This is a genomic window from Sorangium sp. So ce363 (genome assembly GCF_051520435.1).
GTDB lineage: Bacteria > Myxococcota_A > Polyangia > Polyangiales > Polyangiaceae > Sorangium > Sorangium cellulosum_B.
In genome coordinates this window covers 9,632,216-9,649,084 of sequence record NZ_CP150333.1, presented here as the reverse complement: position 1 = coordinate 9,649,084, position 16,869 = coordinate 9,632,216, and the positions used below count along the sequence as shown (strand labels likewise).

At 67.9% G+C, this 16,869-nt stretch carries 14 protein-coding genes and 1 pseudogene; 11 read left to right on the top strand and 4 right to left on the bottom strand.

Annotation, left to right across the window (positions count from 1 at the left end):
- From WMF12_RS36290 to WMF12_RS36270, 5 genes are all read left to right on the top strand, one after another.
- Positions 1 to 447, top strand: coding sequence for an SMI1/KNR4 family protein (locus WMF12_RS36290; protein ID WP_437852577.1), 447 nt, complete (start codon positions 1 to 3; stop codon positions 445 to 447).
- Positions 447 to 2,906: an RHS repeat domain-containing protein gene (locus WMF12_RS36285; protein ID WP_437852575.1), complete on the top strand. Its 2,460-nt coding sequence runs from the start codon at positions 447 to 449 to the stop codon at positions 2,904 to 2,906. The genes WMF12_RS36290 and WMF12_RS36285 overlap by 1 nt, the downstream gene beginning before the upstream one ends.
- 98 nt (positions 2,907 to 3,004) lie before the next feature.
- On the top strand, positions 3,005 to 3,589 hold the full coding sequence (locus WMF12_RS36280) for a hypothetical protein (RefSeq protein WP_437852573.1): 585 nt from the start codon (positions 3,005 to 3,007) through the stop codon (positions 3,587 to 3,589).
- Positions 3,590 to 4,075: 486 nt separating this feature from the next.
- The gene (locus WMF12_RS36275) at positions 4,076 to 4,564 is read left to right on the top strand and encodes a hypothetical protein (protein WP_437852571.1); all 489 of its coding nucleotides are present in this window, start codon (positions 4,076 to 4,078) and stop codon (positions 4,562 to 4,564) included.
- Between the two features lie 202 nt (positions 4,565 to 4,766).
- Positions 4,767 to 5,000 (top strand): hypothetical protein, encoded by a 234-nt coding sequence (locus WMF12_RS36270; protein ID WP_437852569.1) that lies wholly within the window; start codon positions 4,767 to 4,769, stop codon positions 4,998 to 5,000.
- A 23-nt stretch (positions 5,001 to 5,023) separates the two neighbouring features.
- Here WMF12_RS36270 and WMF12_RS36265 read toward each other — a convergent pair whose 3' ends face one another.
- On the bottom strand, positions 5,024 to 5,170 hold the full coding sequence (locus WMF12_RS36265) for a hypothetical protein (RefSeq protein WP_437324815.1): 147 nt from the start codon (positions 5,168 to 5,170) through the stop codon (positions 5,024 to 5,026).
- On the opposite strand from WMF12_RS36265, the pseudogene WMF12_RS36260 reads away from it, so the two are divergent.
- Positions 5,163 to 5,216, top strand: a pseudogene (locus WMF12_RS36260) (hypothetical protein); the annotation flags it as partial. The gene WMF12_RS36265 and the pseudogene WMF12_RS36260 sit on opposite strands and share 8 nt — an antisense overlap.
- 102 nt (positions 5,217 to 5,318) lie before the next feature.
- Here the strand turns inward: WMF12_RS36260 and WMF12_RS36255 are convergent.
- The gene (locus WMF12_RS36255) at positions 5,319 to 7,175 is read right to left on the bottom strand and encodes a DUF885 domain-containing protein (RefSeq protein ID WP_437852567.1); all 1,857 of its coding nucleotides are present in this window, start codon (positions 7,173 to 7,175) and stop codon (positions 5,319 to 5,321) included.
- Positions 7,176 to 7,520: 345 nt separating this feature from the next.
- Here WMF12_RS36255 and WMF12_RS36250 point away from each other — a divergent pair, with 345 nt between their 5' ends.
- Positions 7,521 to 8,750, top strand: coding sequence for a phospholipase C (locus tag WMF12_RS36250; RefSeq protein WP_437852565.1), 1,230 nt, complete (start codon positions 7,521 to 7,523; stop codon positions 8,748 to 8,750).
- 136 nt (positions 8,751 to 8,886) lie between these two features.
- Here WMF12_RS36250 and mscL read toward each other — a convergent pair whose 3' ends face one another.
- Complete coding sequence (gene mscL / locus WMF12_RS36245) at positions 8,887 to 9,336, bottom strand: large conductance mechanosensitive channel protein MscL (protein WP_437852563.1); 450 nt, start codon at positions 9,334 to 9,336, stop codon at positions 8,887 to 8,889.
- Between the two features lie 465 nt (positions 9,337 to 9,801).
- Here mscL and WMF12_RS36240 point away from each other — a divergent pair, with 465 nt between their 5' ends.
- Both WMF12_RS36240 and WMF12_RS36235 read left to right on the top strand, forming a co-directional pair.
- Positions 9,802 to 10,407: a 5-formyltetrahydrofolate cyclo-ligase gene (locus WMF12_RS36240; protein WP_437741276.1), complete on the top strand. Its 606-nt coding sequence runs from the start codon at positions 9,802 to 9,804 to the stop codon at positions 10,405 to 10,407.
- 1 nt (position 10,408) lies between these two features.
- Positions 10,409 to 13,030, top strand: a complete 2,622-nt coding sequence (locus tag WMF12_RS36235; protein ID WP_437852561.1) for a hypothetical protein — start codon at positions 10,409 to 10,411, stop codon at positions 13,028 to 13,030.
- Between the two features lie 447 nt (positions 13,031 to 13,477).
- On the opposite strand, the gene WMF12_RS36230 is transcribed toward WMF12_RS36235, so the two are convergent.
- Entirely contained in the window at positions 13,478 to 13,807 is a 330-nt protein-coding gene (locus tag WMF12_RS36230; protein WP_044966576.1) for a PilZ domain-containing protein, read from the bottom strand.
- 237 nt (positions 13,808 to 14,044) lie between these two features.
- On the opposite strand from WMF12_RS36230, the gene WMF12_RS36225 reads away from it, so the two are divergent.
- Both WMF12_RS36225 and WMF12_RS36220 read left to right on the top strand, forming a co-directional pair.
- Positions 14,045 to 14,221, top strand: coding sequence for a hypothetical protein (locus WMF12_RS36225; RefSeq protein ID WP_157907138.1), 177 nt, complete (start codon positions 14,045 to 14,047; stop codon positions 14,219 to 14,221).
- Positions 14,222 to 15,044: 823 nt separating this feature from the next.
- Complete coding sequence (locus tag WMF12_RS36220) at positions 15,045 to 16,862, top strand: hypothetical protein (protein ID WP_437852559.1); 1,818 nt, start codon at positions 15,045 to 15,047, stop codon at positions 16,860 to 16,862.
- Positions 16,863 to 16,869 lie beyond the last annotated feature (7 nt).

Here is a 16,869-nt window from a genome sequence, read left to right as displayed (position 1 = left end):
ATGATACGTACCCATGAAGCGGCTAAGTCTGTTGCCGGAAGTGACGTTGAGACTGTCGAGCAGCAGTTCGGTCTTGCGTTGCCCGATGACTACCGCAAGTTCCTCTTGATCAGAAACGGTGGTCGTCCGGAGCGAGATCTTGTGGCTGTTCCGATGTGCGAGGCGAGTCCTTATGCTCGTATACATTTCTTCTTCGGAGTTGGTCATCCGATGGAGTGTTATGATCTTGCGTGGAATCTGGCGAATGGTAGCGATCTTCCCGCTGGCTTGATACCCATCGCGACCACCGAAGGTGCCGACGTGTTCTGCTTGACTCCGTCGGGAGGCGTCGTGTTCTGGGATGGGTACGGTGGCTCTATATTCCCGGTGTCAGAGAGCTTCGACCAATTCTTGAGCCAGCTTTACCGCGATGATCTGTCTCCGGATTTTAGTAACGACGCCGGGTGATGGACACGCGCGGGAACGTGACGACGGCGGCGTACGACACGCTGGGGCGGATGGTGACGCTGACGAGCCCGGACATGGGGCGCACGGAGTGGCGCTACGATCGGTCGGGCAACGTCGGGGCGCGGCAGACGGCGAAGCTCTTGGCGGAAGGCGCGAGCAAGCTGATCCGGTACGAGTACGACTTCAACCGACTCACGCGGGTGAACTACCCGGACTCGACGGACGTGACGTATGTGTACGGCGCGCCGAGCGAAGCGGGCGACGAGCACGGCAACCGGGCCGGGCGGCTGGTGGAGGAGCAGAGCGAGGCGGGCAAGAGGACGTTCTGGTATGACCGGCAGGGGAACGTGGCGAAGCTGGCGACGGAGTTCCCCCGGCTGCGGGAGCCGCACCGGGGGCCGTACCAGGCGACGATGGAGTACGACTTCGACGCGTTCGGGCGGCTGCTGTCGATGAAGTTCCCTGGCTCCGGGGCGGAGGTGGTGACGTACGGCTACGACCGAGGGGGCCTGGTCCGGTCGGCGGTGGGAACGAACACGCAGATCAACCCGCAGCACCCGGACGAGCCTGCGGTGACGCAGTACCTGCAGCACATCGGGTACGACGAGTTCGAGCAGCGGGTGAGGGTGGTGCACGGCAACGGGATCGCGACGTCGTACAGGTATTACGAGAAGTCGCGGCGGCTTCAGGAGATCAACGCGGACCACCGCGACCGGTACCTCGTGGAGCGCGGGCAGCCGGCGAGGGCGTTCCAGCGGATGCGGTACGAGTACGATGTGGCGGGCAACCTGGAGCGGGTGCAGAACGAGGTGCCGTACGAGCAGGACATGCCGGGCTCGGTGCTGGTGGGGCCGACGACGCAGGAGTACGGGTACGACGATCTGTACCAGCTGCTCTCGGCGAGGGGGACGTACCAGGACCGGAGAGACTGGCAGTACCGGTACCGGCTGTCGTTCTCGTACGACGAGATTGGCAACATCCTGACCAAGGACCAGGCGAGCTACCGGTACGTGCCGCAGGCGTGCCCCACGCCGGTTCCGTGCGACCCATGGCAGGAGGACCACGCGATCCGGGAGCAGACGTACCGGTCGGAGTACCAGTACACGGGGCCGCAGCCGCACGCGCCGAGGCAGATCAACGAGCAGCTCGTGGCGGAGTCGGCCCCGTGGTCGCGGGTGATCAGCTACGACGCGAGCGGCAACCAGACGGGCTGGACTTACCCTGGCTCGGGCACGCGTGTGACGGAGTGGAACGAGGAGAACCGGGTCAGCCGGGTGAGCCAGAACCTGCAGTTGAAGTCGCGGATGCTGTACGACGGCGACGGGGAGCGGCGGGTGCACCTGCACCACGTGAGCGGCGAGGAGGAGACGGCGTACCACGACCAGCACCTGACGCTGCGGGACGGGCGGTTCGTGACGAAGCACATCTATGCGGGGCAGACGCGGATAGCGAGCAAGATGGATCCGGACTGGTTCCGTGACCCGCCGACGCTGTACTACCACCCGGACCACTTGGGCAGCACGAGCTTCGCGTCGAACAACGAGCAGAAGCTGACGCAGCGGGACGAGTACTTCCCGAGCGGGGAGCTATGGATCGACGCGTCGGACTCGCGGTACGAGCTGAGGCGAGCGTACGTGTTCACGGGGAAGGAGCTCGACCAGGCGACGGGGCTCTACTACTTCGGGGCGCGGTACTACGACCCGAGGAGCAGTGTGTGGCTGAGCCCGGATCCGATCCTGGACGAGTACATGGGGGGAGGGACGAGCGGAGGGGTGTTCAACCCGGGGAACCTCGGGCTGTACAGCTACACGCTGAACAACCCGGTGAACCTTGTCGACCCGGATGGGAGGAGCGCGCAGGGGGCGCATCGGAACTTCCCTCCCGGGGCCAATGGGTGCCGGCACCCGAGCTGCTTCAACGGGCCGGCGGGGCAAAAGTTCCACCAGGAGCAGATGTTGCAGCGGATGAACGCTGGCGCTGCGGCGGCGGGTCGCACGTCTCGCGGTCTCGGGGACGGCATGCGCCGGCTGCTGTTCAGGTTCGTCATGCAGCAGCAGCAGGCTGCTCGGCCGCCGGCGCAGCCAGCCGCCGCGCCCGCGCAGCCGCCGCAGGCTGCACAGCCGGCGAAAGCGGCGCAGCCTGCGCCGGCGGCGAAGACGGCGCAGGCGGCAGAAGCGGGGAAGGCGCCTGCGACGCAGGCAGCACCACCGAAAGGAGACGCAAAGGGGGACCTGAAATGGGGAAATCCCGCGAGCAGACCAACCTACGGTCACACCTTTGACACTCATGGGGCAGGAGCAAAGAACACCAATGCACTCCTCGGACGCGCAAGAGGTCCCAAGAGCGGCCCTCAAGGGCAATGGACCGATAATAAATCTGCTGCGAAGTGGCTTGCAGAGCAAAGAGCGGGAATTGCCGAGCCCACGACAGTTGCCCTGCCGGAAAAATGGATCAGGTAATTCGACCGGATGGTTCGATTGTTCCGGCAACGAAGGCCACACTCGTTCCACTGCCGAACGGTGGATACCGAACCGCATGCCCTGTGGAGTAAGCATCTATGTTTGAAGTGAGGCTGACTGTGCCCAGTGTTCTGCCACGAAGCGAGAGCGGTCAATTGGAATATGATCCAGAGCTCGATGATCTGGGGTCCGTGCTTCGGGATATATGTGAGGCGCTAGAGGCCGCAGGGGTGGGCTTTCATGTGCGTGTCTGTTCTGATGAGTATTGGCCTGTCACGGTTAGGACCGATCTGTTGGTGGTGATCGAGCAACTCGGAGACGCGCTCGGGCTCTTGGCTCAGGGGCAGGTGGGTAAATTGGAATTCTACGAGCAGGGGGTCGCGCGGGTGGTTTTGCTTACTCCCCATGGTGGAGAATTTTTGATTCAGTGCAATGATCTGATCGTGAAACCAACATCGCATACGGACACCGTTTCGGTGTCGTGTGAGTTGGTGCTCAAGGAGTTGGTGGGTCTTGCTGGCGACTTTCTTCGTGTGTCCAAAATTTGCTGCGGGCAGTTGGCTAGTCACCATTGGTTTGTTGAATGGGCAGACGGTTTGCAGCAGCAGATGGAGAAGCTTCGGAAGTCGAAGGGTGAGTGGTTGCATGGCGGTATTGGTGGTCGTATATCGGCATACGGTTAGCGGGGCGGTCGATTCTGCCAATAAAATCGATCGGTTGACCGTGGCCATCCGGTGGATCGACATTTCGATCGCGGGCTGTGATCGTGACGCCATGGCGAAGCCCATCGACAAGCCCACATCGGCTCTCTGTGCCAACGCCGGCTGAGACAGGCTCCACCTGAAAATCTGTGGTGAGAGGGCGGAGAATGGATCGGACCCGTGCTGAAGCGCATCGCTGTCCACGGAAGCGGGGGAGGACCACTCGTCAGGAAATTAGCGTTGTGGGGAGTCAAGCGAGCGGCAAGGCAAAGCCACGGTCGGACTGGGATTATGTCATGTCGGGCAACGCCGCCCAGAGGCACTCCGCGAGGAGCTCGGTTCCGCGTGGTACTTCTGGTGGGGAGACGACGGCCGGAGGTAACTATTCGGGAATCGATGTGTACAAGGGCGTGCCAGATCCAAATCGTCCACATATTACATTCAGGCCTCAACCCAAGGAGAAGTGATATGGTCTTGAAAATGTGCTCGGACTGGAGGGCTCCTATGGACGAAGGTAAGGTGATGATACTCGGTGCCGAACTGTTTCGCTCGGTTGTGAGCGAGAAACGTCCAGCGTGGATCGGCGGAATACTCGAAGCGGTCCTTGTTGCGGCGCGGTGGGACTTCTTGGGGTTCGGACAGAGAATGCTGGCCATCTGTCGTGACAGAAGCGCTTGGGGTACGGCAGAAAGCCTTTTTCACGAGCTCAGACAGGCCAGCCTGAGTTTCGAGATCGAAGGTTCGCCTGTTGAGTGTGCGATCGTTGATCTTCTTGAGATCTCGGCGAAGGTCGTATTCAATGCAAGCGGAGCCCGGCCGGGGTTTGATGCGCATGCTGGAGAGCGTGTCCTTCCTCGTGTTTGGCAGATTATGAGATTTATTGAGCGAGAGCCTGGTCGCGAGGAGTTGTTGTGTCGAGTTGAAGAGGCCTTGTGGCGAGGGGCTAAGAAGGTATGATGGGACTGGTTGGTGAGTTCTGTCTGCCTAGATTGCCGAGTTCGAGGCTGTTCGGTGGACGGAATGAGTGCGCCTATCGATATGCCAAGATCGGGCCAGCGATCCATGTCGACCTCTGGGCCGGACAAGGGATCACCAGAGCATCGGAATCGGCTTCACCAGCAACCAGACGGGCTGGACGTACCCTGGTTCGGACACGCGTGTGACCGAGTGGAACGAGGAGAACCGCGTCAGCCGGGTGACGCAGAACGGCCAGGTGCTGTCGCGGATGCTGTATGACGGCGACGGGGAGCGGCGGGTGCACCTGCACCACGTGAGCGGCGAGGAGGAGACGGCGTACCACGACCAGCACCTGACGCTGCGGGACGGGCGGTTTGTCACGAAGCACATCTATGCGGGGCAGACGCGGATAGCGAGCAAGATGGATCCGGACTAGTTCCGTGACCCGCCGACGCTGTACTACCACCCGGACCACCTGGGCAGCACGAGCTTCGCGTCGAACAACGAGCAGACGCTGACGCAGCGGGACGAGTACTTCCCGAGCGGAGAGCTGTGGATCGACGCGTCGGACTCGCGGTACGAGCTGAGGCGAGCGTACGTGTTCACGGGGAAGGAGCTCGACCAGGCGACGGGGCTCTACTACTTCGGGGCGCGGTACTACGACCCGAGGAGCAGCGTGTGGCTGAGCCCGGATCCGATCCTGGACGACGGCCTGCGGGAGCTCGTCCAGCGCGCGCCGCGGGCCCTCCGCCGCTCAGGGCGCCGGCTGTGCCGGCACGAAGCGCTCGATGACCGCCTTGCGAAGCAGCTTCGGCGGCAGGATGCCCTGGGCGAGCACGAAGTCGTGGAATCGCTGCGCGTCGAAGCGCGGGCCCATCATGGACTCGGTCTCTCGCCGCAGATCCATCAGCCGGGTGAACCCGTAAAAGTACGAGGTCGCCTGCCCCGGTGCGCGGAAGGTGTAACGCTCCACCTCGGATTGCGCGAGGGGCGGCGAGAGGACCACCTCTTTCTCGAGGAAGGTCCGCGCGGCGGCCGGCGTGATCTTGCCCGCCTGGAGCTCCGGGTCCAGGAAGCCGCGGGCGGCCCGGACCAGGCGGTGTTGTAGAGAGACGAGCTGGCCCTCAGGCGGCATGAACGGGAGCAGGATGGCCTCCGAGTAAAGCGCCCACCCCTCCATGTTGGCGCTGTTCTCCGCGAAGACGGCCCGGGCGATCGAGACGCCCCGCTCGACGAGCGCGGCGAACTGGAGCTCGTGCCCGGGGCGCGCCTCGTGGGCGGTGAGCGTCCATGACGCCGCGGCATAGGTGAAATCGTCGATCCTCCGCAGCTCGTCCGAGGGCCCTGGCAGGCTGAGCGGAAGCACGAACTCCCCCGCTTCTCCCCGGTTGTCGAGCAGCCGCGGCGGCCGCATGCGCGGCGCCGGCATCTCGGCGCTCTCGGCGGCGGTGCCGAGCCGGATGCGCGCCGGCCGCTCCGGCAGCGTGACGAGGCGCTCCTTCCGGATGATCTCTTCGATCTGGGCGAGCCGCTCCTTGTAATGCGGCAAGATCGCCTCGCCCACGAGTTGCTCTTTCTTCAGGGCGCGGATCACGTCCCGGTAGTCCGCGCTCGGCAAGTTGCGTGCTTTCGCGATGGGCAGCGAGAGCTTCTGCATCTGCGCCTTCAGATCGTCGAAGGCGGCGTGGGCCAGCCGAGCGAGATCGGCGGGCGGGATGTCGACGCCATGCAGCTCGAGCATGTACGCGTAGAGCGGCGGCGGCAGCGCAAAGTCGATCCGCGCCTTCGGGAGCACGTCCTTGCGCAGCGCCGCGTCGTACGCCTCGAGCTGACGATTCAGCGCTGCCAGCGGCTCTTCGTGGCCGCTGATGCCGTATTTCCGGAAGAGCTCGCCGAGTCCCTCCCGCACGCGGGCGTTGGTGGCGAGGTGCCGCTCGATCTCCATCCTGGAGGGCGCCAGCAAGCCGGGCTTCCCGAGCTCCTGGTCGAGCCTCTTCCTCGCCTGCTCGGCGATGGGCGCGTGGCCCGCCTCCAGCCCGGCGTACCGCCGGAGCCGCGCGAGGGCCGTGGCTCGGCGCGGCGGCGGGATGCGGTCGTCGAGCAGGGTCGAGATGCCCTCGAACACGAGCCCCGTGGCGTGCACGTAGGTGACCCGGGTTCTCTCCTCGAGCTCGGACCCGCGGACGGCCCGGTCCGCAGCGTCCAGCAAGATCTGAAGATCCTCGGCGACCGCCGGATCCTTCTCGGCCGCTCGGCGCTTCTCCAGCTCCGCGATGGCCTCGCGGTACGCGGCGCGCAGCCGCGCCTCGACGCCGGGCGACAGATCGGAGACCTCCTGGTCGGCGCGCTCGACCCCCAGCGCGCTGGCGCGCTCCGGCGAGAACCTGGCGAGCACGTCGAGGAGGATCTTCGCATGCTCGTTGCTGCGCTCGACCCACGCCGGCAGTCGCGGCGCCGCGGCCGCCGCGCTCTGGCCCGGCGCGGCGGCCGCGCTCTGGCCCGGCGCGGCGGAGGGCGAGGGAAGGGGAGCCGGCGCGGCGGGCGGCGGCGCCCTGACGGTGCACGCGGCGACGAGCAGGGGCGCGACGGCGCGGAGCGAGCGCAAGGTCATGAGGCATCTCTCGCACAGGCGCCCTGGAGCGCCAACCGGCAGCAGAGGAGCAACGTACCCGCGCACCGAAGATGCCTCCCGTGGCCTGCGGCGTGAGCGCGGCCCCCTCGGCGCATGGACAAGTTGTTGAATTGGCACCGCTTTTCAGGGGACGTCGGAGCGCATGGAAAATATTCAGTCAACCCGGGTCAGGTCCCCGCAGCTGGGGCTTGACGTCTTCGGGAACTTTGGATCTCCTTCTCCGCTGGCAGATCTCGGTAGATGAATTCACGATAGTGAAACTGGCCCTGCGGGCCGCGTCGGCCGGCACAGCGCTGAGCCGCATGGGAAAGCGAGCGGTGGAACATGGCAGACATTCGTCATCTGGTCATCGTGATGCTCGAGAACCGCTCCTTCGATCACATGCTGGGTTACCTGCGCGGCACGGGCATGGACGTCGATGGGGTGACCGGCGCGACGAACTCGGACGATAACGGCACGCCGATCACTGGATATCATCTCGAGAGCACGAGAGTCCGGATCCGCCCGCATCACCACCGGAAGGAGGTCGTGCGGCAGATCAACGGCGGCGCGATGGACGGCTTCGTGAAAGGCTACAGCACGAACAGCCACGTCGCCGAGATCATGAGCTGGTACGACCAGCGCGATCTGCTGACGTACGATAGCCTGGCGCGACAGTTCGTCGTTTGCGACCGGTGGTTCGCTTCGTTCGCGGGCCCGACGTGGCCGAACCGGTTCTTCGCGCTCTGCGGGACCAGCGGCGGGCGCACGGGGAACTTGCAATGGATCGACCACGCGACGTTCCTCGACTTGTTGCCGGCCGACTCGTGGCGCTACTACTCGCACGACATCGCGTTCTTGCGCACCGTCGAGAAATACAAGGGCCACCGCGGGCTGCCGATCGCGAAGATATCCTCGTTCTACAGGGCCTGCCGTGAAGGCACGCTGCCCAGCGTCTCGTGGATCGACCCGAACTTCACGCTGGTGGACGTGGACGCGCTGCTGAACTGGGCGAATGACGACCATCCCCCGGCCGACGTGGCGCGCGGTCAGAACCTGATCGCGCGCATCTACAACCACCTGATCGCGAGCCCGTCCTGGCCGCACGTGGCGCTGGTCGTGACCTACGACGAGCATGGCGGGTTCTACGACCACGTGCGCCCGCCGCCGTCGCCCGCGAACGAGGCGGCGCCGTTCGATACGCTCGGCGTCCGCGTGCCGGCCCTCGTCGTCTCGCCGTGGGCTCCGCGCGGCGTGCCGTTCCACGGAACACTCGATCATACGTGCATCGCGCGCACCGCGCTCGAGCTGTTCGCGCCCGATCGCGTGAACGCGCTGAGCCCTCGGGTCACCGCGTCTCCAAGCCTGCTCTCCGTGCTCAGCGAGACCAGGCCACGCACCGACCAGCGCAGGCTCGATGGTATCCCGATCCTGGAGACGGCGGTCGCCCCGATCCACATGGGCTCGACCGCCCCGTCCGGCTTTCACTCGATGGAGCTCACCGACGCTCAGCAGGAAATTCTGACGCTGAAGAAGGCCGTGCTCGAGGCCGGCGTGCCCGTCGAGAACCATTGAGCCAGAGCGCGGCCATCCGCGGCCGCGCGCCCCTCCGAGCGAACCCGGCGTCGACGCGCCCTGCCTCGACGGAGAGCCCGCTCGCCGGCGAGCCGCGCCAGCTGCGCCGCCCACGCGGTGACCTCTCCGTTTCGCGTTACGCGCCCTTCAGCGCCGCCGTGCAGTGCCCGCAGCGCACCGCCTTGATGGGGATGCTCATCGCGCACTCGGGGCACTCCTTCGTCGTCACCTCCTCCGCGTGCTGTCTGTGAAGCTTCCCCATGAGCCGCACCAGGAGGAAGACGCAGAGCGCGACGATGAAGAAGCTCACCAGGCTGTTGATGACGACCCCGTACTGGAGGAGCACCGCGCCGGCCTTCACCATCTCCTCGGGGGTCGCGTACGGACCGGGCCCGCTCGGCGACTTCAGGACGATGTAGTGCCGGCTGAAATCGATGCCGCCCGTCAGGAGGCCTATCGGCGGCATGATCAGGTGATCCACCAGCGTCTTGACGATGTTGCCGAACGCCGCGCCGATCACGACGCCCACGGCCATGTCGACGACATTGCCACGGACCGCGAACTTCTTGAAATCCTCCCAGAACATCGCTTCCTCCGGCGTCGGGGGCTCCTGCCCTCGCGATCGCACCGCTCCGGTATCGTCTCTCCGCGATCAGGGCGCTACCAGCCGCCTGTGCGGACCGCGCGGCAGCGGCGGTCGCCGCCATCCGCGCAGCCGCCGCCAGCAGCACGAACGGTGCCACCGGGCTCGTCCGTGGGCTCCCCCTGGCTAGCCGCTCGCAACTGCGCTTTCCGCGCGGTCCCTCCCGCGCTCCCGCGCGGTCCCCTCGCTCGTCCGGCGCTCCCTCCCCTCTCTCCGCCCGCTCCGCTCCGCGCCTCGGGCCCCCCGCCCGTCCCGCTCCCCCGCGCTCGCAGCGCGGCCGCTGCCCCGCCCTCCGTGCAAGAGCGCCACACCTGGGGCCAACTGCGCCACCTCACACCGATTTCGCACATGGCGGTTCCCCGGCCCGGGGCGGCTCTCTAGGATGCGCGCCGGAGGAACCACCGAGCCATGGACCCCGACGCCGAGGCCGCCCTGCGCTACCGCGCCAAAGCCGAGCTGCGGAAGCGCGCTCGGGCCGTCCGCAGCTCCATCCCCCTCGACGCCATCCTCGAGCGATCGCGCCGGATCCAGCGCGCGCTCGCGGAGCTGCCGGCCCTCGCCGCGGCCCGGCGGGTCGCGCTCTTCTACCCGATCGAGGGGCGCAACGAGGTCGACCTCAGGGAGCTCGATCCGCTGCTGCGCGCCCGCGGCGCACGGGTCGCGTACCCCTCCATCGACCCCGAGTCGCGCGCCATGACCTTCCGCTTCGTCGAGGACCCCGAGGCCATGGAGGAGCGCGGCCTCGGCTTCCGCGAGCCCGACGCGACCGACGAGGAGGCCGCCGCGCTCGACGTCATCGTCGTGCCCGCCCTGCAGATCGACGCCCGAGGGCACCGGATCGGCTACGGCGTCGGCTACTACGACAGCACCCTGCCGCGCTTCTGCCCCCCGGCGCATGCGGTGGGCGTCGTGTTCGACTTCCAGCTCGTCGCCGAGGTGCCGGCGACCCCGGGCGACGTCCCGCTCGGGACCATCGTCACCGACGCCCGCGTGCTCGCCGCCGAACCCGCCTAGGATGCCCAGGGCGCAGGTGGGAGAGGACAGCGCGAGCGACAGGCCCGTCCTCCTCGCGGCCATCGCCTCGGGCGCGATGATCGCCCAGCAGGTCGCCGGCCGGGCGACCCGGGACGCCCTCTTCCTCGCCAGCTTCGGCGCGGCCGACGTCCCCAAGGTCATGGCCGCCGGCGCGGCCCTGTCGTTCGGCGCCGTCGTCCTGCTCTCGCGCGCGCTCCTCCAGCTTTCCCCCGCGCGCGTCGTTCCGGCCACGTTCGTTGCGAGCTCCGTGCTCCTCGCCCTGGAGTGGGCCCTCGCCCGGCGCGCGCCCGGCGCCGCCGCCCTCGTCTTCTACCTGCACATCGCCGTCTTCGGCGCGACCCTCATCTCCGCCTTCTGGTCGCTCGTCAACGAGCGCTTCGACCCCCACACCGCCCGCCAATCCATCGGGCGCATCGCGGGCGGCGGGACCGTCGGCGGCGTGATCGGCGGCCTGTTCGCCTGGCGCGCCAGCCGCCTCATCGACGCTCCGACGATGCTCCTGGCCCTCTCCGCGGTGAGCGCGCTCACCGCCTGGGCCACCCACCATCTGGGCGCCAGCCTCGCGCGCGCGGCCGGCGCCACCGGCGGGGCGGGGCGCACCGAGGTTGAGGCGGGGCGCACCGAGGTTGAGGCGGGGCGCACCCAGGTTGAGGCGGGGCGCACCCAGGTTGAGGCGGGGCGCACCCAGGTTGAGGCGGGGCGCACCGAGGTTGAGGCGGGGCGCACCCAGGTTGAGGCGGGGCGCACCGAGGTTGAGGCGGGGCGCACCCAGGTTGAGGCGGGGCGCACCGAGGTTGGCGCCGGCGGGGCGGGGCTCGCCGCGCTGCGCGACAACAGCCACCTGCGCGACCTCGGCCTGCTCGTCGGGCTCGGCGCCGTGAGCGGCGCGCTGTTCGACGTGGCCCTCAGCGCCGAGGCGGCCGCCGCGATGACCGACCGCAACGCGCTGCTCTCGTTCTTCGCGCTCTTCCACCTCTCGGTGAGCGTGCTCTCGTTCCTCGTGCAGTCGCTCGCCGCCACCTTCTCGCTCGACCGGCTCGGGCTCGCCGCCACCATCGGCATCCTCCCGGCCGCGGTCGTCGCGAGCACCCTCTCCCTCGTGGTCGCGCCGCGGCTCTGGGCCGCCTCCATCGTCCGCGCGACCGAGGCGGTGCTCCGGAACTCGCTGTTCCGGTCGGGCTACGAGCTGCTCTACACGCCCCTGCCCCCGGACCAGAAGCGGTCGATCAAGACGCTCATCGACGTCGGCTTCGACCGCATCGGCACCGCGGCGGGCAGCGGCCTCGCGATGGCCCTGCTCGTGCTCGCCCCGGGCGGGTCGCTCTCGCTGCTGCTCGGCCTCGGCGCGGCGGCCGCGGGCGTCACGCTGCTCTTCACGCCTCGGCTGCACCGGGGTTACGTCGCCGCGCTCGAGGGCAGCCTGCGCTCCGGCGCCGTCTCGCTCGACCCGACGAACGTCGTCGACGCGACCACCCGCCGCACCCTGAGCGGCACCGTCGACGCGCTCAGCCGCGACAGGGTCCTCGTCGAGCTCGCCGCGCTCCGGAACGCCGCGGCAGCGCGGCACGACGCCGGGCGCGCCTCCGCCGACGGCGAGCGCACGTCGCACCCTGGCCCGCCGCTCTCCGGCCGCTCGCCGCTCTCCGGCCGCGCGTCGCTCTCCGGCCCCGCTCCCGGGGACTCGCCGCGGCCTCCGGCGGGTGATCGCAGGGGCGTCGACGGGCCGCTGTCCGCGCGCGCCGCGTCGGCCGCGCTGGCGTCCGATCCGGTGCTCGCCGCCACGGCCGACCTGCGCTCCGGCGATCCCGAGCGGATCCGCCGGGCGCTTGTCCGGGAGCCGGACCCCGCGCTCGTGCCGCACCTCCTCCCCCTCCTCGAGCGCGAGGGGCTCACCTCCGAGGCGATCCGGGCGCTCCGCGCCGTCGCCCCCCGCGCGACCGGCCAGCTCGTCGACGCGCTCCTCGATCCGTCCGTGAGCGTCGCCCTCCGGCGCCGCATCCCGCGGGTGCTCCAGGCCTGTCCCACCCAGCGCGCCGCCGACGGCCTGATCCTGGGCCTCGCCGACGAGCGCTTCGAGGTGCGTTTTCAGTGCGGCGTCGCGCTCGCGCGGCTCCTCCAGCAGCGCGCGCCGATCCACCTGCGGCACGACGACGTGATCGAGGCGGCGATGCGGGAGATCGCGATCGGTCGCCGGGTGTGGGACGCCCAGCCCCCCAACGTCGCGCCCTCGGTCGAGGCGCCGCTGGCCGAGCGATTGCTCGTCGAGCGGACGAGCCGCAGCCTGGAGCACGTGTTCCGTGTCCTCTCGCTCTGTCTCGAGCGCGAGCCGCTCGAGATCGCCTACAGGGCGCTCCACGCCGACGACGCCCATCTCCGCGGGACCGCGCTCGAGTACCTGGAGAACGTCCTGCCGGCGCCCATCCGCGAGAGCCTCTGGCCGTACCTGGGCGCCCGCGCGCCCGCCCCTCCCGAGCCAGGCGTCGCCGAGCCGCGCGCGCCGCGCCTGCCCGAGCACGCGCTCGACGAGCTTCGCCGCTCTGCCGCCAGCATTCCGCGGGCGTCGATCTCCGCTGCGCGCCGACGACGTGAGCCACGCACGTAGCGCGTGCCCCACCGCTCGTCGCTCCAGCGAGCGACAAAAAGAAAAAAGCGTCGCCGGGGCCTAGGGGGGGAGAGGCCGCACCAGCAACGCTCGTCCGTGAACTAGCAGCTCACATGCCACTGCGAGAAGACGGAAATAGATTTAAAATTCGCATAGATGTCCCGGGCACATCCTCCCGGTGTTGCAATCCTGCGATTTCACCCTTGCAGGCGAGCATCGTGTCGGGGACGTCCCCCACCGGTCGTCTCAAGGCGTTCACCCCCGGCCGTCTGCCCCATCTCCAGCGGTTTCCGCCCCCCTCTGCACCATCCAGAGCCGCAGCAGAGCGGCGGTCTCCCGCACAGGAGACGGGCCCAGATCGGCGTTTTCGGCGCGCAAGCGCACTCCGGTGCGCTGAGCACCGAAAACGTCGAGGTGGGCCCGTATCCGAAGCGGGAGACCGTCGCTCTAATGGAGGGGTTCGTGGCGGTGGGCGCGCTGGTCGAGGTGCTCGGCGATGGTGAGCCGGTCGGCGTCGCTCATGACGACGAAGCGGACGGCGAGCAGGTTGTCGCGGTCCCAGACCGGGCGGGCGCGCAGCCGGATGGGGCGCCCGACCCCGAGGTCGAGCTCGAACGGGGTCACGGCAGGCAGCGCCCGGCCTGCCAGCGCGGGCGCGCGCTCGACGACCATCCCCGTGGGGGAGAGATCGATCGCGCGACACCGGTGCCGGTGGCCATCGACGAGCGCCGAGACGGGGAAGTCGACCTGCGCGCGCGCGCCCTGCCTCCGATCCATGGGAGCCTCCTTGGTGTCCTCGTGACGCGGCGAGCCTAGGTCGCGGGGCTCGTCCGGGCCAAACATCGGGCGGGCGAGCCGCGCCGTCCGCTCGCGGCGCCGGGGCGCGATCTCGGCGCGGTCCGCTCGCGGCGCCGGGGCGCGATCTCGGCGCGGTCCGCTCGCGGCGCCGGGGCGCGATCTCGGCGCGCGCGGGATCGGTGCGATATGCTGGCCCGGCGAAAGGAAGGTGTGGCGATGCCCACGTGCCGGGAATGCGATAACGAGGTCGACGAGCTCAAGACGATCAAGGTCGGAAGCAAGAAGAAGAAGGTCTGTGAGGACTGCGCCGACCGCGCGGCGCAGGAGGGCGCGATCGCCGAGGAGAGCGAGGCGGTGGTGCAGCAGATGATGGGCTTCAAGGGGAGGCGCTGACCGCTCGCCCGCTCGCGCGCCCGCCGATTCCCGCCCATCTCCCCCGCGCGGCGAGCAGCGCGATGCCGCGCGGACGCCGCCGATCTCCCCGTCGAACGCCGGCCCGTCGTCCTTCTCCACGATCTCCCGCGAGCCCGTGTCGCGCGCGTCGACCGCGGCAGGCCAGCCGCGACGCGCATAGCGGATCCTCCGCCAAGCGATCGAGCAGGGCTGCGAGCTGTTTTCTTGCTTGCGGTGCAGCGGTGTCGCCGAGGAAGCGCGCGACCTCCCTCGGGTCACAGGCGCCGCGGCCGAGATAGCGAATGCAGGGGTGAGGTAGGTAAAGGTCGTTGACCGACATGGAGAACCCTGTCGCATTGGGGGTTCACCCACATTTCCCGGGGATTTCGTCTGCATTCAAGCGAGCGAACGGCCACTTCTCTATACCTTCCTTACATCAGCGGACGGACTGCGCATTGCAGTTTTGCATCGAAAATTTGCAACCGTGATGTGAAAAACGGCCGAGGTGTGCGACCTAATTGGGTGTTCGTTTCGTTTTCGAAAGCATTTCGTCTTGACCCGTCGTGTTAATCCGGGAATAAGTTGTTTCACGAGAGCGCCGGTATCCACCCCTCTGGTGCTGAATGGTCTGCACCGATGGTTCGCGGCGCGAAGGCACGCAGCGGGAGGCTCCTCTTCTGCCCCCTGATGCTTTCGCCCGTTACGGTCCTGTTCACCACAGGGGTTCGACGACGCCGGGGGAGAAAAAGCCATGCATTCGATTTCTCAAGGCTTTGGGTCGCGGTCGTTTGCCGCCGGTAAGGTCATCGCTTCCCTGATAGCGATGTCTATCGTCGGCTTCGGCTGCGCGCCGCTCGACGAGGACGTGACCGCAGAGGAGCTGGACGCGGAGGAGCAGGCGGCCGGCACGACGTATCAAGTCGGTCCCACGCGCACCTACAAGACCATCGGTGAGGTAGCCAGCAGACTGCAGCCGGGCGACGTGGTGGAGGTCGACGGCAACGCGACGTACTCGGGTGACATCAGGCTCACGAAATGGGGCACGCCCACCTCGAAGATCACGATCCGCGGCGTTCGCGTCGGCGGGAAGCGCCCCGTCCTGAGGGGCGGCACCAACACGATCGAGATCAACGCGAACCACATCGTCTTCGAGGGGTTCGATGTGACGGGCGGCACCTCGAGGTGCATCTTCCAGCACGGGCACGATGTCACGATCCGTGACTCCGTGATCCACGATTGCCCATCGCACGGGATCCTGGGCGCCGACAGCGATTCGGGTACGCTGTTGGTGGAATACGTGGAGGTCTATAAGTGCGGTGCCGGTACGACGAAGCACCCGATCTACATCGCAACGGATGAGACCGCTTACCCGGGTTCCGTGTTCCGGATGCAGCACAGCTATGTCCACGATGCAATCGGTGGCAACGCGGTGAAGACCCGCGCGGAGCGGAACGAGATCTATTACAACTGGATCGAGGGCGGGCTCTACAAGGACCTCGAGCTCATCGGCCCCGACGGGCAGGATCCGGGGCTCGCGCGGGAGGACTCCGATGTGGTCGGCAACGTCTTCCGCAAGACGCATACGCAGTTCGTGATCCGCGTCGGCGGCGACGGCACGGGCGACACCAACGGGCGGTATCGGTTCGTGAACAACACGTTCCTGCTGATGGCGGGGTCGAGCGCGGCGATCCACCTGTTCGATGGCATCGAGAGCATCGAGCTGCACAACAACATCTTCCATCGCGTCGGGGGCGGGAGCGTTCAGGTCTTCCGTGACGACGCGAGCTGGACGACCGGCAGCCCGCTCATCAAGGGCGTCAACAACGCCGTGCCCACGGGCACGACGGTGCCTTCCGGCTTCACGGGGACGCTGATCGTGAGCGATCCCGGCTTCACGAGCATCGGCAACCGCGACGTGACGCTGCTCTCGACGAGCCCGCTGCGGAACGCGGGCGTCAGCTCGACGACGGGGATCTCGGGGCGCACGTTCCCGTCGCCGCTCGCGATGCCGCTGTACCACCCGCCGAAGGCGGGGCTCGCGGCCGTCGGCTCCGCGCAGCGGCGGACGGCCGTGGGCGCGGTCGACATCGGCGCGTTCGAGTTCGGGACGACGACCACGACGCCGACGCCCACGCCGACGACACCGACGCCCACGCCGACGACGCCCACGCCCACGGCGCCGGTGTGCTCGGTCGTCAACGCTGGCCAATGGTTCAATTCGCAGCTGCCTTCGACCCAGCGGGGCACCTTCACGGCGACCTGGGACGTGACGCCGAGCGCGTCGAAGATCGACGCCGTGGTCGGCCTCTCGAGCGGCTCCGCGAGCCAGTGGACCCAGCTCGCCGCGATCGTCATCTTCGACGAGGAAGGCAATGTCCGGGTCCGGAACGCCTCGAGGTACCAGGCGCTCCGGGTGTTCCCGTACACCGGCGGGACGACCTATACGGTCCGGATGGTGGTCGACGTGGCGGCGAAGCGGTACTCGGTGTACATCCGGCCGAAGAACGGCACCGAGGTGCAGCTCGCGAGCAACTACGCGTTCAGGTCCGAGCAGGCCAGCGTCGCCTCGCTCGCGAACTGGGCGATGACGCAGACGATCGGAACGGCCACGCTGTCGGCCTGCAACTTCAAGATACAGTGATGGCACG